The organism is Pseudomonas laurylsulfatiphila, from assembly GCF_002934665.1.
Taxonomy (GTDB): Bacteria; Pseudomonadota; Gammaproteobacteria; order Pseudomonadales; family Pseudomonadaceae; genus Aquipseudomonas; species Aquipseudomonas laurylsulfatiphila.
In genome coordinates, this window is sequence record NZ_NIRS01000001.1 from 913,241 (window position 1) to 938,176 (window position 24,936).

General features: G+C 60.8%; 18 protein-coding genes. 9 read left to right on the forward strand and 9 right to left on the reverse strand.

Annotated elements, in window-relative coordinates:
* The first annotated feature begins 109 nt into the window (after window positions 1-109).
* Window positions 110-613: a peptidylprolyl isomerase gene (locus CD175_RS04285; RefSeq protein ID WP_104447797.1), complete on the forward strand. Its 504-nt coding sequence runs from the start codon at window positions 110-112 to the stop codon at window positions 611-613.
* Window positions 610-1,338 (forward strand): UDP-2,3-diacylglucosamine diphosphatase, encoded by a 729-nt coding sequence (gene lpxH / locus CD175_RS04290; protein WP_104447798.1) that lies wholly within the window; start codon window positions 610-612, stop codon window positions 1,336-1,338. Before CD175_RS04285 ends, lpxH begins: the two co-directional genes overlap by 4 nt.
* A gap of 91 nt (window positions 1,339-1,429) precedes the next feature.
* On the opposite strand, the gene CD175_RS04295 is transcribed toward lpxH, so the two are convergent.
* From CD175_RS04295 to CD175_RS04325, 7 genes are all read right to left on the reverse strand, one after another.
* The gene (locus CD175_RS04295; RefSeq protein WP_104447799.1) at window positions 1,430-2,962 is read right to left on the reverse strand and encodes a DHA2 family efflux MFS transporter permease subunit; all 1,533 of its coding nucleotides are present in this window, start codon (window positions 2,960-2,962) and stop codon (window positions 1,430-1,432) included.
* 146 nt (window positions 2,963-3,108) lie between these two features.
* Window positions 3,109-4,311, reverse strand: coding sequence for an HlyD family secretion protein (locus CD175_RS04300; protein WP_104447800.1), 1,203 nt, complete (start codon window positions 4,309-4,311; stop codon window positions 3,109-3,111).
* A 15-nt stretch (window positions 4,312-4,326) separates the two neighbouring features.
* Entirely contained in the window at window positions 4,327-5,796 is a 1,470-nt protein-coding gene (locus CD175_RS04305; protein ID WP_104447801.1) for an efflux transporter outer membrane subunit, read from the reverse strand.
* Window positions 5,793-6,266, reverse strand: a complete 474-nt coding sequence (locus tag CD175_RS04310; RefSeq protein WP_104447802.1) for a MarR family winged helix-turn-helix transcriptional regulator — start codon at window positions 6,264-6,266, stop codon at window positions 5,793-5,795. The genes CD175_RS04305 and CD175_RS04310 overlap by 4 nt, the downstream gene beginning before the upstream one ends.
* Before the next feature lie 238 nt (window positions 6,267-6,504).
* Window positions 6,505-10,176 carry a translocation/assembly module TamB domain-containing protein gene (locus CD175_RS04315; RefSeq protein ID WP_104447803.1) on the reverse strand — a complete coding sequence of 1,224 codons (3,672 nt, stop codon included), beginning with the start codon at window positions 10,174-10,176 and terminating at the stop codon, window positions 6,505-6,507.
* Entirely contained in the window at window positions 10,173-11,900 is a 1,728-nt protein-coding gene (locus tag CD175_RS04320; RefSeq protein WP_104447804.1) for an autotransporter assembly complex protein TamA, read from the reverse strand. Before CD175_RS04320 ends, CD175_RS04315 begins: the two co-directional genes overlap by 4 nt.
* Before the next feature lie 78 nt (window positions 11,901-11,978).
* On the reverse strand, window positions 11,979-12,629 hold the full coding sequence (locus CD175_RS04325; protein ID WP_104447805.1) for a GNAT family N-acetyltransferase: 651 nt from the start codon (window positions 12,627-12,629) through the stop codon (window positions 11,979-11,981).
* Window positions 12,630-12,926: 297 nt separating this feature from the next.
* Between CD175_RS04325 and xthA the strand changes: the two genes are divergently transcribed.
* Together xthA and CD175_RS04345 are read left to right on the forward strand one after the other, a co-directional pair.
* The gene (gene xthA, locus CD175_RS04335; protein WP_007970500.1) at window positions 12,927-13,739 is read left to right on the forward strand and encodes an exodeoxyribonuclease III; all 813 of its coding nucleotides are present in this window, start codon (window positions 12,927-12,929) and stop codon (window positions 13,737-13,739) included.
* 189 nt (window positions 13,740-13,928) lie between these two features.
* Window positions 13,929-15,269, forward strand: coding sequence for a substrate-binding domain-containing protein (locus CD175_RS04345; protein WP_104447807.1), 1,341 nt, complete (start codon window positions 13,929-13,931; stop codon window positions 15,267-15,269).
* A gap of 135 nt (window positions 15,270-15,404) precedes the next feature.
* On the opposite strand, the gene CD175_RS04350 is transcribed toward CD175_RS04345, so the two are convergent.
* Complete coding sequence (locus CD175_RS04350; RefSeq protein WP_095966522.1) at window positions 15,405-16,634, reverse strand: acyl-CoA dehydrogenase; 1,230 nt, start codon at window positions 16,632-16,634, stop codon at window positions 15,405-15,407.
* A 165-nt stretch (window positions 16,635-16,799) separates the two neighbouring features.
* On the opposite strand from CD175_RS04350, the gene CD175_RS04355 reads away from it, so the two are divergent.
* The 3 genes from CD175_RS04355 to CD175_RS04365 all read left to right on the forward strand — a co-directional run bounded on the left by CD175_RS04355 (window position 16,800) and on the right by CD175_RS04365 (window position 19,386).
* Entirely contained in the window at window positions 16,800-17,729 is a 930-nt protein-coding gene (locus CD175_RS04355) for a LysR family transcriptional regulator (protein ID WP_007970503.1), read from the forward strand.
* A gap of 206 nt (window positions 17,730-17,935) precedes the next feature.
* On the forward strand, window positions 17,936-18,337 hold the full coding sequence (locus tag CD175_RS04360; protein ID WP_007980992.1) for a MerR family transcriptional regulator: 402 nt from the start codon (window positions 17,936-17,938) through the stop codon (window positions 18,335-18,337).
* 149 nt (window positions 18,338-18,486) lie between these two features.
* Entirely contained in the window at window positions 18,487-19,386 is a 900-nt protein-coding gene (locus tag CD175_RS04365) for a hydroxymethylglutaryl-CoA lyase (protein WP_104447808.1), read from the forward strand.
* Window positions 19,387-20,042: 656 nt separating this feature from the next.
* Here CD175_RS04365 and CD175_RS04375 read toward each other — a convergent pair.
* Window positions 20,043-21,737 carry an AMP-binding protein gene (locus tag CD175_RS04375; protein WP_104447809.1) on the reverse strand — a complete coding sequence of 565 codons (1,695 nt, stop codon included), beginning with the start codon at window positions 21,735-21,737 and terminating at the stop codon, window positions 20,043-20,045.
* A gap of 301 nt (window positions 21,738-22,038) precedes the next feature.
* Here CD175_RS04375 and CD175_RS04380 point away from each other — a divergent pair, with 301 nt between their 5' ends.
* Entirely contained in the window at window positions 22,039-23,202 is a 1,164-nt protein-coding gene (locus CD175_RS04380) for an isovaleryl-CoA dehydrogenase (RefSeq protein WP_104447810.1), read from the forward strand.
* Between the two features lie 12 nt (window positions 23,203-23,214).
* Entirely contained in the window at window positions 23,215-24,822 is a 1,608-nt protein-coding gene (locus tag CD175_RS04385; RefSeq protein WP_104447811.1) for a carboxyl transferase domain-containing protein, read from the forward strand.
* Window positions 24,823-24,936 lie beyond the last annotated feature (114 nt).

Here is a 24,936-nt window from a genome sequence, read left to right on the forward strand (position 1 = left end):
CTCGAAATTCGCGTCTGGCACGCTAAACTGCGCACCTTGGCCAAAAAGGCTGAACCGGTGGCGGGGCATGATGTTCCAACACCACGAATTCCTTCAATGAGTACCGATCATGACCCAAGTCAAACTGACTACCAACTTCGGCGACATCGTCATCGAACTGAACGCCGACAAGGCCCCGATCACCGTGGCCAACTTCGTCGAGTACGTTAAAGCCGGTCACTACGAAAACACCGTTTTCCACCGCGTCATCGGTAACTTCATGATCCAGGGCGGCGGTTTCGAGCCAGGCATGAAAGAAAAGAAAGACAAGCGTCCAAGCATCCAGAACGAAGCCGACAACGGTCTTTCCAACGACAAGTACACCATCGCCATGGCCCGCACCATGGAGCCGCATTCGGCTTCCGCACAGTTCTTCATCAACGTGGCGGACAACAGCTTCCTCAACCACAGCGGCAAGAACGTTCAAGGCTGGGGCTACGCGGTATTCGGTAAAGTGACCGCCGGCACCGACGTTGTCGACAAGATCAAAGGCGTGGCCACCACTTCCAAGTCCGGCCACCAGGACGTACCGGCAGACGACGTGATCATCGAGAAAGCCGAGATCATTGAGTGATATTGCTGATTTCAGATTTACATCTGGAAGAGGAGCGCCCGGACATTACCCGGGCGTTTCTGGATTTGCTCGCCGGACGCGCCCGCTCGGCGAGTGCGTTGTACATCCTGGGCGACTTTTTCGAGGTGTGGATTGGCGACGACGCCATGACACCCTTCCAGCGTTCCATCTGCCAGGCCCTGCGCGAACTCAGCGACAGCGGCACGGCCATTTTCCTGATGCACGGCAATCGTGATTTCATGCTCGGCAAGGCCTTCTGCAAGCAGGCCGGCTGCACCCTGCTGAAAGACCCGAGTGTAGTGCAATTCAACGGCGAGCCGGTGCTGCTGATGCACGGCGACAGCCTGTGCACCCGCGACGAAGGCTATATGAAGCTGCGCCGCTACCTGCGCAACCCGATCACCCTGTTCATCCTGCGCAACCTGCCCTTGCGCACCCGGCACAAGCTGGCACGCAAACTGCGCAGTGAAAGCCGTGCCCAGGTGCGGATGAAGGCCAATGACATCGTCGACGTCACCCCCGAAGAGATTCCGCGGATCATGCAGGAGTACGGGGTGAAGACCTTGATCCACGGGCATACCCATCGTCCGGCCATCCACAAGTTGCAGTTGGGCGACCAGGCAGCCCGGCGCATCGTGCTGGGGGATTGGGATCGTCAGGGTTGGGCGTTGCAGGTCGACGAACAAGGGTTTGCGCTGGCGCCGTTTGATTTCGCAACGCCTTGAAGGTCAAGAGATCGCAGCCTTCGGCAGCTCCTACAGGTGTACACATGCCTGTGTAGGAGCTGCCGAAGGCTGCGATCTTTTTAAAGCTGAATCAATGCCCGGCGGACGCCGCAGGCCCGGCCTTCGCCGTAAACGGCGGCTTGGCCAGCCACACGATCAGGATCAGGCCCATGAACATCCAGCCCAGCAAGGTGAAGTAATCCACCGTGGACATGATGTACGCCTGGCTGATCACCATTTGATCCAGTTGCGTGTAGGCCTTGGCCCCCGCCCCGCCCAGGTTGCTCAGTGCTTCACGGGTCGCCGGGTCGAACGGGGTGATGCTTTCGGTCAGGTAGGCATGGTGCTGGTCGGCACGACGAATCCAGATCCATGTAGTCAGCGACGCCGCGAAACTACCGCCCAGGGTCCGCAGGAACGTCGCCAATCCGGAACCGTCGGCAATCTGGCTCGGCGGCAGGTCCGAGAGCAGAATGGTCAGGGTCGGCATGAAGAACAACGCCACGCCGATCCCCATGAACAGCTGCACCATGGCGATGTGCTGGAAATCCACTTCATTGGTGAACCCGGCGCGCATGAAGCAACTGAGGCCGATGGCCAGGAACGCCCCGCCCGCCAGTAACCGCATGTCGAATTTCGGTGCGTACTTACCAACAAAGGGTGCCAGCAACACCGGCAGGATCCCCAGCGGTGCCACGGCAAAACCGGCCCAGGTCGCGGTGTAGCCCAGGCGTGTCTGCAGCCACTGCGGCAGGATCAGGTTGATCCCGAAGAACCCGGCATAGCCCAAGATCAGCACGATGGTGCCGTAGCGGAAGTTGCGGTGGGCGAACAGGCGCAGGTTGACTACCGGGTGTTCGTCGGTCATCTCCCAAATGATGAAGAAGGCCAGGGCTACCACCGAAATCACACTGCCGATGACGATGAAGCTGGATTCAAACCAGTCGGCGTCATTGCCCTTGTCGAGCACGATCTGCAAAGCGCCGACACCGATGATCAGCGCGATCAGACCGACGTAATCCATCGGCTGGCGGCTGGTGACCACCGGGCGCTTTTTCATCTGCTGGGTGACCACCCATGCCGCGAACAAGCCGATCGGCACGTTGATGAAGAAAATCCATGGCCAGCTGTAGCTGTCGGTGATCCAGCCGCCGAGGATCGGCCCGGCAATCGGCGCGACCACCGTGACCATCGCCAGCAACGCCAGGGCCAGCCCCCGTTTCGCCGGCGGATAAACTGCGATCAGCAACGTCTGGGTCATCGGGTACAACGGCCCCGCCACCACCCCTTGCAGCACCCGGAAACCCACCAGCTCGGGCATCGAGGTGGATATCCCGCACAGGAACGAGGCCAGCACGAACAGCAGCGTCGCCCAGACAAACAGCTTCACCTCGCCAAAACGCCGACTGAGCCAACCGGTCAGCGGCAAGGCGATGGCATTGCTCACCGCAAACGAGGTGATGACCCAGGTGCCCTGCTCCGAACTCACGCCCAGGTTGCCGGAGATCGTCGGCAACGCCACGTTGGCGATGGTGGTGTCGAGCACTTGCATGAAGGTCGCCAGCGACAGGCCGATGGTGCTGAGCAGCAGGCTGGGGGGCGTGAAAGAGGCGTTATTGCTCATGGCGAATCCTTTGAAACCAGACGGGCGCAGCTAACCCTGTGGGAGCGAGCCTGCTCGCGAAGGCGTCGATTCAGTCGACATAGATGTTGAATGTCAGTCAGCTATCGCGAGCAGGCTCGCTCCCACAGGGTCGAGGTAATGGCATTTCAGCGTTGCGCGGTTTTGCTGACCGCGGCGCTGTTGTCGTGGATCAACTGGGTGATCATCGCGTCGGCCTCGGCCAACTGACGGTCGTAGACGTTGGTGCTGAACGACGCCTTCTGCGGCGGCTGTTGTGCCAGCACCGGCCCGCTCTGGTCGTGCAGGTCCACGTCGACCATGGTCGACAGGCCGACCCGCAGCGGATGTTTGGCCAGTTCCTCGGCATTGACGTGGACTCGCACCGGCACGCGCTGCACGATCTTGATCCAGTTACCCGTGGCGTTCTGCGCCGGCAGCAGGGCAAAGGCGCTGCCGGTCCCGGCGCCGAGGCTGTCGATGGTGCCGCTGTATTTGACGCTGCTGCCGTACAGGTCCGTCTCGATCTCCACCGGTTGGCCGATGCGCATGTCACGCAGCTGGGTTTCCTTGAAGTTGGCGTCGATCCACAGCTGATCCAGCGGAATCACCGCCATCAGCGCGGTGCCCGGTTGCACGCGCTGACCCAGTTGCACCGAACGCTTGGCCACGTAACCGGTAACCGGTGCAATCAGGACGCTGCGTGAGTTGTTCAGGTAGGCCTGACGCAGTTGTGCGGCGGCGGCCATTACGTCCGGGTGCGAAGAAACCACGGTGTCATCGACCAGCGCGCTGGTGGTCTTGAGCTTTTGTTCGGCGTTGGCCAGGGCGTTTTGCGCCGAGGTCAGGTCGTCGCGGGCGTGGGACAGTTCTTCCTGGGAAATCGCCCCGCCGGCGGCGAGGTTCTTGCGCCGGCTGAAGTTGTCCTGGGCCTTTTGCACTTCGGCTTTCTGCGCATTGACCTGGGCTTTCATGCCATCCACATCGCTGTACAGGCCGCGCACCTGACGCACGGTACGCGCCAGATTGGCCTGGGCGTTTTGCAGACCGATTTCGGCGTCGTTCGGATCGAAGTTCACCAGCACCTGGCCTTCATGCACCAGATCGCCATCGTCGGCGCCGATGCTGACCACGGTACCCGTGACCAGCGGGGTGATTTCCACCACGTTGCCGTTCACATAGGCGTCGTCGGTGCTTTCGCTCCAGCGCCCGTAGAACTCGTGGTAGGCCCAGACGCCCGCGCCGCTGAGCACGACGGCGGCAGCCAGGACCAGCAGCATGAATTTGCGCTTGCCCGAGTTGGGGTTGCCTTGGGTGTTTTCCGGAGGTTGAGTTGTTTCGGCAGTGGCCATGACGAGTACCTTGAATTAGTGGGTCAGCGTGGCTGGCGTGGGGTTGGCCGAGGCGATGGCCTCAGGCTGGAAACCGCCGCCCAGCGCCTGCATCAGTTGGATCGACAGGTCGATCTGCTCGGCATTCAGGTTGGCCAACTGACGCTGGGCCTGGAGCAATTGCTGCTCGATGCTGAGCACGTCCAGGTAGTTGCCGATGCCGGAACCGTAACGCTGGACCACGGTGTTGTAGGAATCCTGGGCGATGTCGGTGGCGTGCTGCTGGGCAGCAATCTGCCGGCCGATATCGCGCAGCTGGTTGATGCTGTCACTGACATCCCCCAGCGCCTTCACCAGGCTTTTGTTGTACTGCGCCACCGCGAGGTCGTAGTCGGCGTCGCGCGAATCGAGGTCGGCGCGCAAGCGGCCACCGTCGAAAATCGGCACAGAAATCGTCGGTGCAATGCTGAAGAAGCGGCTGGCCGATCCAAACATCGCATCGCCCAACAAGGACTCGGCGCCGGCAGCGGCGCTGAGGTTCAAGTTGGGGTAGAACCGGGTCTTGCCGGCGTCGATGCTTTTGCTCGCTGCCTCGACCCGCCAGCGCGCGGCAACCAGGTCCGGGCGACGCCCGAGCAGCTCGGCCGGCAGCACCGAAGGTAGCGCTACCGCGCTCGGCTGAAGAATGTTCGGCCGGGCAATTTCATTGCCGCGGTCCGGACCTTTGCCGAGCAGCACCGCAAGGGCGATCTTCGCGCTGTTCAGGCGCTTTTCAGCGTCGATCAAATTGGCCTGGGAGGTGGCTTCCAGGCTTTCGGTCTGCTGGAACTGGTACTGGCTGTCGATCCCGGCCGTCAGGCGGCGTTGGCTCAGCTCGAGCATTTGCCGGGTGCGCTTGAGGTCTTCGTTGGACAGGTCATAGACGATGTGCGCCTGACCGAGATCGCTGTAGGCCCGGGCGACGTCGGCAGCCAGGGTCAGTTGCGCGGCCTGCTGGTCGACTTCGGCGGCACGGGCCTGGCCGAGGGCCGCTTCCCAGGCATCACGCTGGCCGCCCCACAGGTCGAAGTTGTAGTTGAAACTGGTGCTGATGTTACGCACGGTGGCGTAAGCGTCACCCTGCCCGAGCGGGTCCTGGTCCCGGGCCAGGCGCGAGCGGCTGACACCGACGCTGGCATCCAGGGTCGGCATTCGCGCGGCGTCGGCGGCGTAGGCGGCAGCGCTTGCCTGGTGGGCACGGGCGTCGGCGATCTGCATGTCCGGGCTGTCGCGCAGGGCCTCGCGAATCAGACCGTCGAGTTGCGGATCGCCGAGGCTTTTCCACCAGTCACTCTTCGGCCAGGCGGCCGGCGACAGGGTCACGCCGCCGAGGGATTGCCCGGTCTTGAGGTTTTTCGCCTCGAGGCTGACACCTTCGGTTTTCAGGCCGCTGTAACTGGCGCAACCGGCCAGGCTCATGGCCAACAGCACCAGGCTCAGGCCGGCACGCAAGGGTTTACTGCTCATTTATCACCTACTCGCAGCAGGGTGATCGAGTCACCGGCTGCTACCAAAATCTTCTTCAGAATCATCTCCAGGGTTTTCAGCTCTTCCGGAGTGATGGCACCGGCCAGTTCATTCATGGCTTCGGCACCGATGTGCGGCAACAGCCCGGCGAGCTTCTGGCCGTCGTCCGTGAGTACCAGTTGCACCTGACGGCGATCCGCCTCGGAGCGCTGGCGGGCGAGGAACCCCTTCTGTTCCAGACGATCGAGCATGCGAGTCATCGAGCCGCTGTCCAGGGACAGGTGGCGGCACAACTCGCCCGGCGAATCGACACCGTACTGGGCCATGATGATCAACACCTTGAACTGCGCGGCGGTGATGCCATGGGGTTCCATGTGGGTGTCGATGATCCGGTCCTTGAGCAGCGCGGCGCGTCCGAGCAGCAGGCCGAGATGGCAATTGTGGAAATCGTCTGGAGAGAAATGCTTCATCTGATTACCCGTTAGCTGCCTAGGCAGTGAATGTATGTCGAGATGTTACTGCCTAGGCAGCGAATGTCAACGCAATAGTTAGCATGCTTGGTAAATAGTTGACTAATGGCATCAGATTTTGTGCTGTCCACGCCGACGCCTTCGCGAGCAGGCTCGCTCCCACAGGTTCTTGCGTAACCCTTGTGGGAGCGAGCCTGCTCGCGATGGCAGCGACTCGGATTGGAGAGAAAACGGGAGCCTAGAAATCCCGCTTGTAGAAGATGTCCAGCGAACTGGCCACGCCGCCGGCGGCTTCGAGGTAGACCTTTTTGCTCAGTTTGTAGCGCAAGGCAATGGTGTTGGCCGGTTCGAACACACCGACGCCATAGCGCAGGCTGAGCTTCTCGGAAATATTGCCGCTGGCCACCACACTGGTGGTGTTGCCGCTGCCCTGGGTGTCGAGCTGGAAGTCCTGGATGCCCAGGTTCTTGGCGATGCCGCCGGTCACACCGGAACTGCCCATCAAACCCAACCCGAGGGCCGCCTGGGCGAGCATGTTGTTGTCTTCGCCATTGCTGCTCAGTGGACGCCCGAGCACCAGATAGGACAAGGCCTGCTCCTGGCTCATGGCCGGTTCCGAAAAGATTTGCGTGGTCGGCTGTTCGGCGCTGCCACTCAAACGGATGCCGGCGATGATGTCGTCGGTCTTGCGAATGGCTTCGATGTCCAGGTACGGCTGATCGATGGGCCCGGCAAACAGCAAACGTGCCCGGCGCACTGAAAGCCGCTGGCCATAGGCGCGGTAACGCCCGTCGTTGAGCCACAGCTCGCCACGGGTGTCCATGTTGTCGCCGATGTGCACATGCCCCTGCACATTCGCCGTCAGGCCAAATCCGGCAAAGCTCAGCTTGTCCTCGCCGACCAGCACTTCGATGTCCATCTTCATCGCCAGCGGTGGCTTGCCCTCCTCGGTCTGCTGACCGACGATCACCGTGTCATCGGAGACCTTGACCGTCGACGGCGGCAATTCACGAATGGTGATTTCGCCCCTGGGCACCAGCACCTTACCGGCGATGGCCAGCTCATCGCCTTTCATCGAAATCTTCAGGTCCGGAGCGACTTCAAGCTTGGCGTAAGGCTCGACGGTGACCGGCAATTGCGAACCCTTGAGTGCCAGATCCACCACCAGTGCCTGACCCCAGGCGATGTTGCCGTTCAAGCTGCCCTGCCCGGCCTTGCCGCTGTTCCAGCCACCATTCAGTTGCACGCTTTCGCCGGCGATGATCGCCTGAACGTGCAGGTTTTGCAGCTCCATCGGCAATTCAGGCCCGGCCACCACGCCGTCACTGAGTTGCAGACTGCCATTGACCTGCGGAGCCAAAAGCCCGCCGGAAATCGTGCCGCTGCCATTCAGGCGCCCGGCCAGCTTCTCGACCATCGGCACGAACGGTCGCGCCACCGACAGGTCCAGCCCGCTCAAGCGGAACGAGCCGCTCAATGGTTTGTTCTTCGGCAACGGATTGAGCTGCGCCTGCACCATCAGTTCGCCGAGTTTGCCGCCAACGAAATCGAGTTCGGTGTCGATACGTTTGGGCGTGAGTCTGCTGGTGAGTTTCAGGGTCTGGTACGGGAAGTCCAGCCACTGGTCCTTTTCCTTGATGCGCAACGTGCCGCCGCCGGCATCGACACTGACCTGGCCGTTCGGGCCACTGGCCGGCAGGTCCAGTTGCAGGTCGGCATTGAGCCGGCCCTGCCAGGCGAAATCCTTCGGCAACCACTGCGCGAGGCTGTCGATCGGGAACTGCTTGAGGTGATAACGCAGCTTCGGCTCGGGCATCAGCCGCGAGTCTTCCCCGCACAGGCTGGCCTGGCCGGATGCCCAGCAATGGGCACCGAAGTTGATTTTGCCGTCCGCCAGACGTTCGAGTTTCGCCGGCCCTTGCAGCTTCCAGTCCTGGCCACCGGCCTGGATATCACCGCTGGCCAGGCGTCCGCGCCAATTGCCTTTATCCAGCGCACCGTCCAGACCCAGCGCCAGTTTCAGCTTCGGCCCTTGCAGATCGAGGCTCAGCTTCTGGTTCTTGATGTCGCCCTGGCCGCTGGCGGTCAGGGTTCCCAGGGAAGTGTCACCGGCCTGGATGCCGCTGCCCTTGAGGTCGATTTTCGCCCTTTGCGCACTGTCCAGCGTGGCGTCCAGGTTCAGGCTTTGCAGGCGATTGTCCTGGAAAACCAATTGCGAGCCTTGCAGGTCAAGCTTGCCTTGGGGCGCCTTGAGCGTGCCGGCGACATCCACGCGGCCATTGAGTTGGCCGCGCAGCTCTGGCCAGAGCTGGGCCAGGCGCGGCAGCTTGAGATCGATCTGCCCGGCGAGTTTCTGTTGCAGGCTGCCCTTGCCGCTGATGCTGTTCTCGCCCAGGCGAACTTGCAGGGCGTTGAGGTTCCATTGCTCACCACGGCCATCGGCCTTGGCCTGGATCACCGCCGGCTGGCCGCGCAGTTTGCCCTTGAGGTCCAGGTCGGCATTGAGGCTGAGCACTTCGTTTTTCAGTTCGCCTGTGCTGCGCAACGGCCCCGCCAGCGTGCCCGGCAGCTCCGCGACCCAGTACGCCGGGTTGATCGCCGACAGGTCCAGCGCGGTGTCCCAGGCAATGCCGTCGGCGAACTGCAGGTTCAGGTGCCCTTCAGCCTTGCCCTGCCCGGCCTGGAGTTGAATCTGTTGCAGGTAGATTTTCGTCAGGTCGCCGGCGAACGGACTGGCCAGGGTGAAGGCGCCGGCCGGACCATCCGCCGCGGCTTCAAAATGACCGAGGTACTTGCCGTCGGTGTAGGACACCTCCCCGGTGAAGCGACGCAACGCCACTTCCGGCTCGTCGATCAATGGATAGAGACGATGCCAGGGGAAGTCCAGCCAGTCGATTTTCGCTTCGGCGCTCAGGCCTTTGCTCCAATCCACAAGCCCTGTGAGCTTGAGGCTTTGCTTGTCGTTGGCGGTCAGGTCCAACGCGGCGATCTGCGCGCCGTTGGCATCGACCTTGCCTTGCAGCGCCAGCGCGACCGGCCCTTGCTCGGCGGGCAGCGTGGCCTTGCCGAGCAGCGCGTAGCCGTTCTTCAAGTCGCCAGCGCCGGTGAGTTCAAGCTGATTGAGTTGCAGGGTGTCCGGTAGATCGGGACCGGGTTTGAAACCATCGGCGGTGATCCGCACCTTGGCCGGCAGGTTGTCCACCAGGGGTTGCAGCTCGCCGGTCAGTTGCCCGTTGAGGTAACCGCTGCTATCGGCTTTCAGGTTCAGGGTCTTGAGCAGGTCGCCGTCGACCTTCAACGCCAGCACCAAGGGTTCAGGCGTCGACAACAGGGTCAGCTTACCTTCGGCGCCGAGCGGCCAGTTGCCGCTGGGTTGCAGCAGGCCGGACAGGTTCAGGCTCAAGTCATCGCGCTGTAACGATACCGAATCGATCTTCAAACCGGCAGCCGTCCAGTGCGCCGCCAGTTGCAAGCCCTTGAGCTCCTCGCTGCCATTGAACACCAGGCTGCCGACCTTGATCTCTCCCAGTTCGATGGCCAAGGGTAACTTGAGCTCCGGGAGCGTGATCGGGCCGCTGTCCGGTTCTTCGCCACCCGGCGGGAATGTCAGGCTGACCTGCTCGGCCTGCAATTGCTCGATGCACAAGGTCATGCGGGTCAGGCACAACGGCGACCAGGCGAAAATCACCTGGTTCAGTTCAACCCGGCTGGTGTCCTGCTGCCACAGCACCCGGTCGGCACTCCACTGCCCGCCCAGCCGGCCCTGGAAATTGTCCAGGGTCAAACCCGGTACGAAGCCCAAGGCCCAGCGGCTGCCCGGCGCCGTGCCGAGCACCGTGGCCAGCGACAAGACAACCAGCATCAACAGTGCGGCTATCGCCAGCAGCGTTATTTTCAAACCACGCTTCACAGCTCAGGCCCCATGGAAAAGTGCAATCGAATACCGCCATCGTCGTCCAGCGCATGGGCCAGGTCGAGGCGGAGTGGCCCCACCGGCGAGACCCAGCGCACGCCGATACCGACCCCGGTCTTGAGGCTCGGCAGCTCGAGGGTGTTGAAGGCGTTGCCCTGATCGACAAAGGTCGCGATTCGCCATTTTTCGGCGACCGAATACTGATACTCCGCGCTGGCGGCCACCATATAGCGGCCACCGATGCGGTCGCCGTCGGAATTTTCCGGCGACAGGCTCTGATAGTCGTAGCCACGCACGCTCTGATCGCCACCGGCGAAGAAGCGCAACGATGGCGGCACCGATTTGAAGCCGTTGGTAGCACTGCCGCCGACCTGCACCCGCCCGAGGAAGCGGTGTTTATCGAACACCGTGGTCAGGCCTTTGACCAATGCCGTGCCGTAGAGCAGGTTGCTGTCGGAACCCAGGCCTTCCTTGGCCACCTTGGATTCGAATTGCAGGCGATAGCCGTTGTGCGGGTCGATGCGGTTGTCGCTTTTGAGGAACGAATAGCTCACACCGGGCATCAGCAAGGTACTGAGTCCCGAGTCATCGCCCAGTTGGTAATCCTCGCGCTGCCATTTCAGCGATACCACCCGTTGCCAGCCGCTGGGCAGTTTGCTGTGCCATTCGGGGCCGAGGGTCAACAGTTTGCTATGGGTGTCGGTGCCGGCGATGTCTTCATTCTGATAGCCGCCGGCAAAACGCAGTTTGTCCGTCAGCGGCGGGTCCAGCGGAATGTCGTAGAACAACCCGACGTTCTGCCGAGGCGCCGAGACTTCGGCCTCCCAGCCGTAACTGTGCCCTTGCGCGTTGACCCAGTGCCGGGTCCAGTTGGCCTTGGCCCGTGGGCCGACGTCGGTGGAGAAACCCAGGCCCAGGCCCATGGTCCGTGGCTTGCGGGTTTCGAGCTTGACGTCCACCGGGATCGCATTCTCTTTTGACGCCGCGGGTGCCGCGTCCACGCGCACACCTTCGAAGTAGCCACTCGATTGCAGGTTCTGATTGAGTTCGGCAATCAGCTCCGAGTCATAGGGTATACCGGCCTTGAATGGCACCATGCGTTGCAGCAGCTCGTCATCGAACGGCGTATCGCCCTCGAAACTGACCTTGCCCAAGGTATAGCGCGGACCGCTTTCATAGATCAGTTCGATATCGGCAACGCCGGCCCGCGGGTCGACCGACAGTGTCGAACGGGTGAAGTGGCCGCTGAAAAAGCCATAACGCGAAGCCTGATTCTGGATCAGGCGCTTGGCGTCCTCGTAATGCCCGTGGTTGAGTACGGCGCCGGGCTTGAGCGCGTCGCTTTTGGGGATTCGAAAGGATTTGAGGGACGCTGCGGGTCCTTCGACTCGCACCGTGACATTGCGCAGGTGCACCGGCTCGCCGGGGTCGACCTTCAACACCAGGCGCGGCTTTTCGCCGCCCTTCACTTCACTGTCGATGTGCGGCTGGTAATAACCCAAGGCCTGGGCGGCCTTGCGCGCCTGTTCCTCGGCGCCACGACTGAAGCGCTGCAAGGCTTCTTCGTCACGATCGCCGAGGCTGCCGATATAGCCCTCTATATTGGCCTTCAGTTCATCGTTGGACGGTTTGATCCGCACATCCAATTCACTTTGCGCCAGCGCCGTGCAGCTGGATAACAGCATGAGCACGCCACTGGTAAATCTTCCTGGAAACTTCATAGGCGCGGATGCTATCACGAGCATGGTTCATGAACATGGAAGCGTGATAGAGCCTGACATGCAAAGAAAGTTCGTGGGCTAAGCCGTTGCTGTTTGTAACACCTGGGGATTGGGGTGAAAAAACACGTGCTCGCGAACCGGCCCTACGGCGACTTCACCGATTTCCTCATAGCCCTGACGTTTATAGAACTCCAGATAGCGAGGATTCCCGGTATCGAGGATCACGCCCTGTGAGTTTTCATCCACCGCGCACCAGTTGTGCACGGCTTGCAACAGTTGTTCGCCGAAATGCTGGCCCTGGAACTGCGGGTGAACCCCCAGCAACGGCAAGACGTGCACCGAGTCGTTCGGCACGCAGGCCTCCACGGCAGCGTGATACTCCAGATAGCGACGGGTGCAGCGAAATCCCGTGCTGAGCACCATGCGCAGGCGCCACGCCCAACTTTCGGTGACCCCAAGGCGACGTTGCGGCGGCGCGATCAGGGCGATGCCGATCAGGCGGTCGTTGACCAGCAGACCGATGGCCGGCAGGTCCTGGAGAAAATGCTGGGTCACCAGTTCGCGCACCGTGGCGCGAACCCGCTGTTCGTAACCGGGGCGCTCGGCTTCGAACAGATAGCCGAAGGTCGGTTCGTGTCGATAAGCCTGGTACAGCAGCGAGCGGGCTTCACGGGCGTAGCCGCTGTCGAGCATGTGAATATCGGCGATGGCGGTCGAGGTTTCGGGCATGACGGTTGATCTCCCCGGCACAGCTCGGATGGCTGCGCTCTTGTTGTTACGAGCTGATCGGCGCTGACACAGTTCCTTACAGATCCGAAATGAGTGTAGGCAATGAAATCGCCTTCGCGAGCAGGCTCGCTCCCACAAGGGTACAGGCCCCATCCATTCCCTGTGGGAGCGAGCCTGCTCGTGAAAGGGCCATCACTGCCAACACAAGACTGACTGGCAAATCCGAATCCCCTCACCCCACACTGGCCCGATTCCCCCATGTCAGCTAGCATCGCCCTTTTGCCAGGACTGCCGACCATGAAGATCGTCTCCTTCAACATCAACGGGCTGCGCGCCCGTCCCCATCAGCTGGCGGCGCTGATCGAAAAGCACCAGCCCGATGTGATCGGCTTGCAGGAAACCAAGGTCCACGATGAACAGTTCCCGCTGGCCGAGGTGCAGGCGCTGGGCTACCACGTGTATTTCCACGGGCAAAAAGGCCATTACGGCGTCGCCCTGCTCTCGCGCCAGGAACCGCTGGCCCTGCATAAAGGTTTTGCCACCGACGAAGAAGATGCTCAGCGGCGTTTCATCTGGGGCACCTTCGCCGACGCCAACGGTGTGCCGGTCACCATCATGAACGGTTATTTCCCACAGGGCGAAAGCCGCGACCACCCGACCAAATTCCCGGCCAAGGAGCGTTTCTACGGCGACTTGCAGCAATTGCTGGAAAGCCAGTTCAAGAACGACCAGCCGCTGGTGGTGATGGGCGATGTGAACATTTCCCCGGAAGACTGCGACATCGGCATCGGCCCGGACAACATGAAGCGCTGGCTGAAGACCGGCAAATGCAGCTTCCTGCCTGAAGAGCGCGAGTGGATGGCCCGCCTGAAGAACTGGGGCCTGGTCGACAGTTTCCGTCACCTGAACCCGGACGTGACCGACACCTTCAGCTGGTTCGACTACCGCAGCCGTGGCTTCGAAGACGAACCCAAGCGAGGCCTGCGCATCGACCTGATCCTCGCCTCCCACGGCTTGCTGCCGCGGGTGAAGGCCGCAGGTGTGGACTACGAACTGCGCGGCATGGAAAAACCTTCGGACCATGCGCCGATCTGGCTTGAGTTGAGCTGATCCCTGACGGCTGCATCAATTCCCTGTGGGAGCGAGCCTGCTCGCGAAAGCGGTGTGTCATTCAACAATGATGTCGACTGATACGCCCTCTTCGCGAGCAGGCTCGCTCCCACATGGGAAAGTGTCATTTTTTGGAAACCTTACTGACTTAATCTCCCGACACCTCCTTTGGCTATATAAGGTGCCGGCATGACGCTGCGCGTGTTGTTCCTGTTGATGTTGTGCCTTGGCTTGCCACACCTGGCGGCTGCCGGCAATTTGCCGACATCCGGACAAGGCCCGGTGCTGCGCATTCAGGGCTCCAACACCATCGGCGCGGCCCTGGGCCCGGCGCTGGTCGAGGGCCTGCTGGGCGAACAGGGCCTGCGCAGGATTCACCGCGAAACCCTGACTACCGCCAACGAACTGCGCATCGTGGGTGAAACCGATCAGGGCAGCCGGGTTGTCGTTGAAGTCGCAGCCCACGGTTCGAGCACTGGTTTTGCCGCCCTGAAAACCGCCAATGCCGACCTCGCCGCCTCATCGCGCCCGATCAAGGACAGCGAACGGGTGAGCCTTGAATCCCTGGGCGATCTGAAAAGCCCGGGGGCCGAACAAGTCATCGCCATCGATGGCCTGGCGATCATCCTTCACCCGGACAATCCGCTGACTCAACTCGGCACCGAGCAACTGGCGCGCATTTTCAGTGGCGAAGTCAGAACCTGGGAAGACATCGGCGGCCGCCGCGGGCCGATTCATCTGTATGCGCGGGATGATCAGTCCGGTACCTACGACACCTTCAAGGAACTGGTCCTGAGTGATCGAGGGAAAAGTCTCAGTAGCACGGCGGAACGCTTTGAATCCAGTGAACAACTGTCCGACGCCGTGAGTGCAGACCCACAAGGCATTGGTTTTATCGGCCTGCCCTACGTGCGTCAGGCCAAAGCCGTGGCGATTGTCGATGGGCAATCACAAGCCATGCCGCCACTGAACAACCTGATTGCCACGGAAGACTATCCGCTGTCCCGTCGACTGTTTTTTTATCTGCCGCCGAGCGCAAAGAACCCTTGGGCCGATGCACTGGTGGCGTTCGCCCAAAGCAGTGAAGGGCAAGCGATTGTCGCCGCCAACGGCTTCATCGCCCAGACCGTCCAGGCCATGAGCGTGACACCCAATGCGTTGATGCCCGAGGGCTATCAGGCCCTCAGCCGTCATGCGCAACGTTTGTCGGTCAACTTTCGTTTCGAAGAAGGCAGCGCAACGCTGGACAACAAGGCGCAACAAGACTTGTCCCGGGTACTCGACTATATAAAGCAGCACGACAAAACCAATGGCCAGGTAACACTGGTGGGCTTTGGCGATGCCAAGAGCGACCCGGCGCGCGCCGATCTGTTGTCGAAACTGCGGGCCATGGCAGTGCGGCGGGAGTTGGTGAAAAGCGGTGTGGTGTTTCGCGAGATTCGCGGGTTTGGAGCGCAGATGCCGGTGGCGGCCAATAGCGCCGATGAGGGAAGGATCAAGAATCGGCGGGTTGAGGTTTGGGTGTATTGAAAGCGCTGCGGTGAATGTACGGACGCCTTCGCGAGCAGGCTCGCTCCCACAGTGGATCTTCAGTGAGCACACTATCTGTGACCACAGAGTTCCCTTGTGGGAGCGAGCCTGCTCGCGAAGAACGATGACGCGGTATTACTGCCCGCTACGCATCATCTCTTTCGGCACATATTTGCCGATTTCGAATTTGCCGATCGCCGCACGGTGCACTTCGTCCGGACCGTCGGCCAGGCGCAGGGTGCGCTGCATCGCGTACATGTAGGCCAGCGGGAAATCGTTGGAAACCCCTGCCCCGCCATGGATCTGGATCGCCCGGTCGATCACCCGCAACGCAACGTTTGGCGCTACGACCTTGATTTGCGCGATCTCGCTACGGGCCACTTTGTTGCCAACGGTGTCCATCATGTACGCCGCCTTCAGTGTCAGCAGGCGTGCCATGTCGATCTCCATCCGCGAATCGGCGATCTTGTCGACGTTACCCCCCAGCCGCGCCAGGGGCTTGCCGAAAGCCGTACGGCTCACCGAGCGCTTGCACATCAGTTCCAGTGCACGCTCGGCCATGCCGATCGAACGCATGCAGTGGTGAATCCGGCCCGGGCCAAGGCGACCTTGAGCGATTTCGAAGCCACGCCCTTCGCCCAGCAGGACGTTTTCGTACGGCACCCGGACGTTTTCAAACAGCACTTCGGCGTGACCATGGGGCGCATCGTCGTAACCGAACACCGGCAGCGGACGCACAATCTTCACGCCGGGGGTATCGACCGGCACCAGAATCATCGAGTGCTGGGCGTGGCGTGGTGCGTCCGGATTGCTCAGTCCCATGAAAATCAGGATTTTGCAGCGTGGGTCGCAAGCACCCGAGGTCCACCATTTCTTGCCGTTGATCACCCACTCATCACCATCGCGCACCGCACGGGCGGCCATGTTGGTGGCGTCGGAGGATGCCACGTCCGGTTCGGTCATGGCGAATGCCGAGCGGATCTCGCCGCGCAGCAAGGGTTCGAGCCAGCGCTGCTTCTGTTCTTCGTTGGCATAACGCACCAGCACTTCCATGTTGCCGGTGTCCGGAGCCGAACAGTTGAACGGCTCTGGCCCCAGCAGCGAGCGGCCCATGATTTCCGCCAGCGGCGCGTATTCGAGGTTGGTCAGGCCGGCACCGAGTTCAGACTCAGGCAGAAACAAATTCCACAGCCCTTCAGCCTTGGCCTTGAGTTTGAGTTCTTCCATGATCGCGGTCGGCTGCCAGCGGTCGCCCTCGGCAACCTGGCGCTCGAACACGGCTTCGGCGGGATAAACGTAGGTGTCCATGAACGCAGTCACGCGCTCACGCAGTTCCTGAACCTTTGGCGAATAAGCGAAATCCATGAGCAAGATACCTTCTTGGGGGAGGTTGTTTAGATCATGCAATCGATGCTAGAACAGCCATGAAAATTTACCTAGCCTATTCTCGGCGTGTATAAACATTCATCACCGATATATGATCGGCTGATCGTCAAGGTCAGCCCGCCCACACAATAAGAGAGCCGCGTAATGAATCTGAGCAAGGTCGATCTCAACCTTTTCATCGTCTTCGACGCGATCTACACCGAAGCCAACCTGACCCGTGCCGGGCAGATTGTCGGCATCACCCAACCGGCGGTGTCGAACGCTCTGGCCCGCCTGCGCGAGACCTTCAACGACCCGCTGTTCGTACGCACGGCCCAGGGCATGGTGCCGACGCCCATGGCGCAGAACATCATCGGCCCAGTGCGCAATGCGCTCTCACTGCTGCGCGTGTCGGTGCAGGAAAGCCGCATTTTCAACCCGCAGCAAGCGGTCAAGACCTATCGCATCAGCATGACCGACCTCACCGAAGCGGTGATCCTGCCGCCGCTGTTCCAGCGCCTGCGCCGCCTGGCGCCGACGGTGATCATCGAGAGTTTTCTGTCCAAACGCCGCGAGACCACCAAGGAGCTGGCGGCCGGCCGCCTGGACTTTGCAGTCGACGCGCCGCTCAACACCGACCCGCAGGTACGTCACGTCAAGTTGATGGAAGACCGCTACGTGTGCGCCATGCGCAAGGGGCATCCGCTGGCGGGCAAGGAAAAACTCACACTGGATGATTACCTCAGCCTGACCCACATCCATATTTCCAGCCGTCGCAGCGGCCTCGGCTATGTCGACCTGGCGCTGGGCAAGATGGGCATCCAGCGCAAGATCGCCCTGCGTTCCCAGCATTACCTGATGGCCTCGCAGGTGTTGCAGCAGACGGACATGGTCATGACCGTGCCGGAACGCTTCGCCCGCCGCAACGACCTGCACGCCTTTTATCTGCCGGTCAACGATGTGCCGCCGGTGGAAACCCACCTTTACTGGCACGAAAGCACTGACCAGGACCCGGCGAACCGCTGGATGCGCGAGCAGATGATCGAGCTGTGCCAGCAGGTGACGGCGCAGGAGAAGAAGCTCGAGAAGGTGTAGGACTTGATATCGCGGTGACTTCTTCGCGAGCAGGCTCGCTCCCACAATAGATATCCAGTGAACACAATATCCGTGTATTACAAAGATCCCCTGTGGGAGCGAGCCTGCTCGCGATGAGGCCAGTAAATGCAACGAAAACCCCTGCCCCTTGACGTAAACGTCAACCTGCCATTAGCTTAGCGCCATGACCTTTTGCGAGCGCTTCCATGAGCAGCCAGACCTACAGCATTTCCGACCTCGCCCGCGAGCTCGACATCACCACCCGCGCCATTCGCTTTTATGAAGAGCAAGGCCTGCTCAGCCCCGAGCGCCGTGGCCAGGAACGCATTTACTCGCCCCGCGACAAAGTCAGCCTGAAGCTGATCCTGCGGGGCAAACGCATCGGTTTCTCGCTGGCTGAATGCCGCGAGCTGATCGAGCTCTACGACCCGTCCAGCGGTAACACCAAACAATTGCACAGCATGCTGGCGAAAATCAGCGAGCGCCGTGAGCAGCTTGAACAGCAGTTGCTGGACATCGAACAGATGAAACTGGAGCTGGATACTGCCGAAGAGCGCTGCGTACAGGCGCTGGAGCAGACCCTCAAAAGCCAGGAATCGATTCAATAAATCCACACCGCCCCCTGTAGGAGCGAGCCTGCTCGCGATGGTCGTTAACGATAACGCGTGTTTGCTGGATAAACGCGGTGCCTGAGAACCCATCGCGAACAGGCTCGCTCCTACAGAGTTCTCCGAACAATCAGCACAGGTCGAAGCCCATGTCCCTCCCCTCCCACGTACGCATTGTCGAAGTCGGCCCGCGCGACGGCCTGCAGAACGAAGCCCAACCCATCAGTGTTGCCGACAAGGTGCAACTGGTCGATGCACTGACCGCAGCCGGACTCGGCTATATAGAAGTCGGCAGTTTCGTGTCGCCCAAGTGGGTGCCGCAGATGGCCGGCTCCGCCGAGGTTTTCGCGCAGATCCAGCGCAAACCGGGTGTGGTCTATGGCGCGCTCGCTCCCAACCTGCGCGGTTTCGAAGATGCCCTCGCCGCCGGGGTCAAGGAAGTGGCCGTGTTCGCCGCAGCGTCCGAGGCGTTTTCCCAGCGCAATATCAATTGCTCGATCAGCGAAAGCCTGGAGCGTTTCGCGCCGATCATGGACGCCGCCAGACAGCAGGGGGTGACCGTGCGCGGGTATGTGTCCTGCGTGCTGGGGTGCCCCTATGAAGGTCACGTCACCCCGGAGCAAGTCGCTTTGGTCGCTCGCGAGCTCTATGCCATGGGCTGCTACGAGGTCTCGCTGGGGGACACCATCGGCACCGGCACCGCTGGGGCGACCCGGAAAATGTTCGAAGTGGTAGCAAGGGATGTACCCCGTGAAAAACTCGCCGGGCACTTCCACGACACCTACGGCCAGGCCGTGGCCAACATCTACGCCAGCCTGCTGGAAGGTATCTCGGTGTTCGACAGCTCCATCGCCGGTCTCGGCGGCTGCCCCTATGCCAAGGGAGCCAGCGGTAACGTCGCGACCGAAGACGTGGTTTACCTGCTGAACGGCCTGGGTATCGACACCGGAATCGACCTCGACGCCCTGATGCTCGCCGGTCAACAGATTTGCACCGTGTTGGGTCGCCCTACCGGTTCCCGCGTGGCCAGGGCTCGCAGCGCACAGTGAGTGCGTTGAGTGTGTCCGGGTGTTACCGCGCAGACTCAAACGTGGGCACAAGCGAGTAACACGGAAACAAAATGTAGGGTTTTGCCTGAAGCGAAAAACCTTACAAAATCGCAAAGCATTGATTTTAAAGGCTTTTAAAAAGTTGGCACGGCTCCTGCTATATCTATCGCATAACAAGAATAAAAAAATTGCGGCAACCCTAATAAAAACAAGACGTAACGACTCTGACATAACAAAAACAACACGGCAGAGACGCAGCTAACAGATTTTTTTGGAGAAGATGTGCTTTTCAGGGTGCTTTTCGAAGTGACCCGCGGCCAGACAGAGAATAATAAAACTACCTTCAGGTAGCTCCCGTACTGGTTGGATCGCTCAGCGAAAAAGCAGATCAGCGCTCAAAAAAATACGTTTGCTCTTGATCCCGGATGGGGATCGCCAAAAACAGCGGTAAAGGGCAACGGTTGCCAATAACAAAAACAGACCGACCCTCAATAATAAAAAAAGAGCACGCGCAACGACAAATTAAAGGGGAGCTTCGGCTCCCCTTTGTGCTGTTTGGCATTCAGGTTTCCGACATACATCTGTAGGAGCTGGCGCAGCCTGCGATCTTTTGATCTTGCCCTTGAAAATCAAAAGATCGCAGCCTTCGGCAGCTCCTACAGCTTCGCTTTGAGCTCCGCGACGCTTATCTCGCGCATCCGGAATTTCTGGATCTTGCCGGTCACGGTCATTGGAAACTCTTCCACGAACTTGAAGTAACGCGGTGTCTTGAAGTGCGCGATGCGCTCCTTGCACCAGGCTTGCAGTTCTTGTTCGGTAGCGCTGTGGCCGGGGTGAAACTTGATCCAGGCGACGATCTCTTCGCCGTAGCGCGAGCATGGAATGCCGATCACCTGAACATCCGCAACGGCCGGATGCGTGAAGAAAAACTCTTCCAGCTCCCGCGGGTAAATATTCTCACCGCCACGGATGATCATGTCCTTGTTGCGCCCGGCAATACACACGTACCCCTCATCGTTCATGCTCGCCAGATCACCGGTGTGCATCCAGCCTGCCTGGTCGATGGCTTCTGCGGTGCCTTCGGGGTTGTTCCAGTAACCCAGCATCACGCTGTAACCGCGAGTGCACAGCTCACCGATGGTGCCCCGCGGCACCAGGTTGCCCGCTTCGTCGATGATCTTGCTTTCGAGCTGCGGCTGGGTACGGCCGACGGTGGTCACGCGCAGTTCCAGATCGTCTGAAGGACCGGTCTGCAATGACACCGGACTGGTTTCCGTCATGCCGTAGGCAATCTGCACTTCGCTCATGTGCATGTCGCTGATGACCCGGCGCATCACTTCGATAGGACAGGTCGCGCCTGCCATGATCCCGGTGCGCAGGCTCGACAGATCGAATTCGGCACGTTGCGGTTGATCGAGCATGGCGATGAACATGGTCGGCACGCCGTACAGCGCCGTGGCTTTTTCGTCAGCCACAGTGCCGAGGGTCAGTAACGGGTCGAACGCGTCGTTCGGATAGATCATCGTGCTGCCATGGGTGATGCAGCCGAGGTTACCCATGACCATGCCGAAGCAGTGATACAAGGGCACCGGAATCACCAGGCGATCGGCCGCCGTCAGGCCCAGGCTTTCACCGACCATGTAACCGTTGTTGAGAATGTTGTAGTGACTGAGGGTCGCGCCCTTGGGAAAACCGGTGGTGCCAGAGGTGTACTGGATATTCACCGGCTGATCGAAATGCAGGCTGTTCTGGCGCTCATGCAGTTGCTCGACCGTCACGCTCTCCGCCAGACCAGCCAGTTGCGACCACGGCAGGAACCCCGACGGAGGCTGGGCATCCAGGCTGACAACGCCACGCAACTCCGGCAACCGCTCGCTCTGCAATTTGCCGATGGATTGCTCGGCCAGCTCGGGCACCAGGCCCTGCAGCATCGCGTGATAGTTCGACGACTTGAAGGCGCCGGCACACACCAGCCATTGGCAGCCGGATTGCTTGAGTACGTATTCGAGTTCGGAACTGCGATACGCCGGATTGATATTGACCAGGATCACGCCGATTTTCGCGGTGGCAATCTGGCTGATGCACCACTGCGCGCAGTTCGGCGCCCAGATCCCCAGGCGGTCCCCGGCTTGCAGCCCCAGCGCCAGCAGCGCTCTGGCGTGCAGGTCCGCGGCCTCGGCCAACTGCCGCCATGTGTAACGCAGCTGTTGATGGCGCACCACCAGCGCCTCCCCGTCCGGGTACTGCGCAACCGTGTTGTCAAACGCCTGGCCGATGGTCATCGCCAGCAAGGCTTTGTCCTGGGAACCACGGGTGTAACTGCGTTGCGGGCTTGCACTGGGTTGATCCATGACGACCCCTATTGTCTTTATTTATGGGCTACCGGCGGTCTCTTGTAGGAGCGAGCTTGCTCACGATGGAGGTCAACGATGACGCGTACCGCATGAAAAATGCGTCGCCTTCAAGTTCATCGCGAGCAAGCTCGCTCCTACAGGACTGATCCGCGTTCTATCTTGAACTGGCTCTACTCTCGCTCAAGTTGACGTTAACGTAAAGGGTGATTGACAGCCATTCGTCACAGGCTTACGTTAACGTAAAGGTGAGAACCCATTGACAGTCCCACCAACCGACAAAAAAGCCAAAAGGTGACCCATGAACTATCCATCCCTGAACTTTGCCCTCGGTGAAACCATCGACATGCTGCGCGATCAGGTCCAGTCCTTCGTCGCCAAGGAGATCGCCCCGCGCGCCGCTCAGATCGACATCGACAACCTGTTCCCCGCCGACCTGTGGCGCAAATTCGGCGACATGGGCCTGCTGGGCATTACCGTGCCGGAAGAGTACGGCGGTGCTGGCCTGGGTTACCTGGCTCACGTGGTCGCAATGGAAGAAATCAGCCGTGGCTCGGCCTCGGTGGCCCTTTCCTATGGCGCCCACTCCAACCTCTGCGTCAACCAGATCAACCGCAACGGCAACCACGAACAGAAATCCAAATACCTGCCGAAGCTGATCAGCGGCGAGCACATCGGCGCGCTGGCCATGAGTGAGCCGAATGCCGGTTCCGACGTGGTCTCGATGAAACTGCGCGCCGACAAGCGTGGCGACCACTACGTGCTCAACGGCAGCAAGACCTGGATCACCAACGGTCCGGACGCCAACACCTACGTGATCTACGCCAAGACCGACCTGGAAAAAGGCCCTCACGGCATCACCGCGTTCATCGTCGAGCGCGACTGGAAAGGCTTCAGCCGCAGCAACAAGTTCGACAAGCTCGGCATGCGCGGTTCGAACACCTGCGAGCTGTTTTTCGATGACGTCGAAGTCCCGGAAGAAAACATCCTCGGCGTACTCAACGGCGGCGTGAAAGTGCTGATGAGCGGCCTCGACTACGAGCGCGTCGTCCTTTCAGGTGGCCCGACCGGGATCATGCAGGCGTGCATGGACCTGATCGTGCCGTACATCCACGACCGCAAGCAGTTCGGCCAAAGCATCGGCGAATTCCAGCTGATCCAGGGCAAAGTCGCCGACATGTACACCCAGCTCAACGCCAGCCGCGCCTACCTGTACGCCGTGGCCCAGGCTTGCGAGCGCGGCGAAACCACGCGCAAGGACGCCGCCGGCGTGATCCTCTACAGCGCCGAACGCGCCACGCAAATGGCCCTCGACGCGATCCAGATTCTCGGTGGCAACGGCTACATCAATGAATTCCCGGCCGGCCGTCTGTTGCGTGACGCCAAGCTGTACGAAATCGGCGCGGGCACCAGTGAGATCCGTCGCATGCTGATCGGTCGCGAACTGTTCAACGAAACCCGCTAAACGGAGCTGTCCATGGCTACCCTGCATACCCAGCTCAACCCTCGTTCAGCGGAGTTCGCCACCAACAGCGCGGCGATGCTCAAGCAGGTCGACGCCCTGCACACCCTGCTCGCCCAAGTGGCGCAGGGTGGCGGGCTGAAGGCGCAAGAGCGCCACACCTCACGGGGCAAACTGCTGCCTCGCGAGCGCATCAACCGTTTGCTCGATCCGGGCTCGCCGTTTCTGGAAATCAGCCAACTGGCGGCGTATGAGGTGTATGGCGAAGACGTCCCCGCTGCGGGCGTGATTGCCGGGATCGGTCGTGTGGAAGGCGTCGAGTGCATGATCGTCGCCAACGATGCCACGGTAAAAGGTGGCTCGTATTACCCGCTGACCGTGAAAAAACACCTGCGCGCCCAGACCATTGCCCAGCAGAACCGCCTGCCGTGCATCTATCTGGTGGACTCCGGCGGCGCCAACCTGCCGCGTCAGGATGAAGTGTTTCCGGACCGCGAGCACTTCGGGCGGATCTTCTTCAACCAGGCCAACATGAGCGCCATGGGCATTCCACAGATTGCCGTGGTCATGGGCTCCTGCACCGCTGGTGGCGCCTACGTGCCGGCGATGGCCGACGAAGCGATCATGGTCCGCGAGCAAGCGACCATCTTCCTCGCCGGCCCGCCGCTGGTGAAGGCTGCGACCGGTGAAGTGGTCAGCGCCGAAGACCTCGGCGGGGCCGATGTGCACTGCAAGATTTCCGGGGTGGCCGACCACTACGCCGAGAGCGATGAGCACGCCCTGGCACTGGCACGCCGCAGCGTCGCCAACCTCAACTGGCGCAAGCAAGGTGAGGTTCAGCAACGCACACCAATCGCCCCGCTCTACAGCAGCGACGAGTTGTACGGCGTGGTTCCGGCCGATGCCAAGCAGCCGTTCGACGTGCGCGAAGTCATCGCGCGGCTGGTGGACGGTTCGGTGTTCGACGAGTTCAAGGCGCTGTTCGGGACAACGCTGGTCTGCGGTTTTGCTTACCTGCACGGTTACCCGATCGCGATCCTCGCCAACAACGGCATTCTTTTCGCCGAAGCGGCGCAGAAAGGCGCGCACTTCATTGAACTGGCGTGCCAGCGCGGCATTCCGTTGTTGTTCCTGCAAAACATCACCGGCTTCATGGTCGGCCAGAAATACGAAGCCGGCGGTATTGCCAAGCACGGCGCGAAACTGGTGACGGCGGTGGCTTGCGCCAAGGTGCCGAAGTTCACGGTGATCATCGGCGGCAGCTTCGGTGCCGGCAACTACGGCATGTGCGGTCGCGCCTACGATCCGCGTTTCCTGTGGATGTGGCCAAACGCGCGCATAGGGGTGATGGGCGCCGAACAGGCGGCCGGCGTGCTGGTGCAGGTCAAGCGCGAACAGGCCGAACGCAGCGGCCATGGTTTCAGTGCCGAGCAGGAAGCCGAGATCAAGCAACCGATCCTCGACCAGTACGAAGAACAGGGTCATCCCTACTATTCCAGCGCGCGCCTGTGGGACGACGGTGTCATCGACCCGGCCCAGACCCGCGACGTACTGGCCCTGGCCTTGTCCGCGTCGTTGAACGCGCCAATCGAACCGAGCCGCTTCGGCGTGTTCCGGATGTGATTTTTTTGTTGTAGGAGCGAGCTTGCTCGCGATGGACGTTAACGATAACGCGTGGTTTCTGAAAAAACGCGCCGCCCTGTAGCCCATCGCGAGCAAGCTCGCTCCTACACAAGA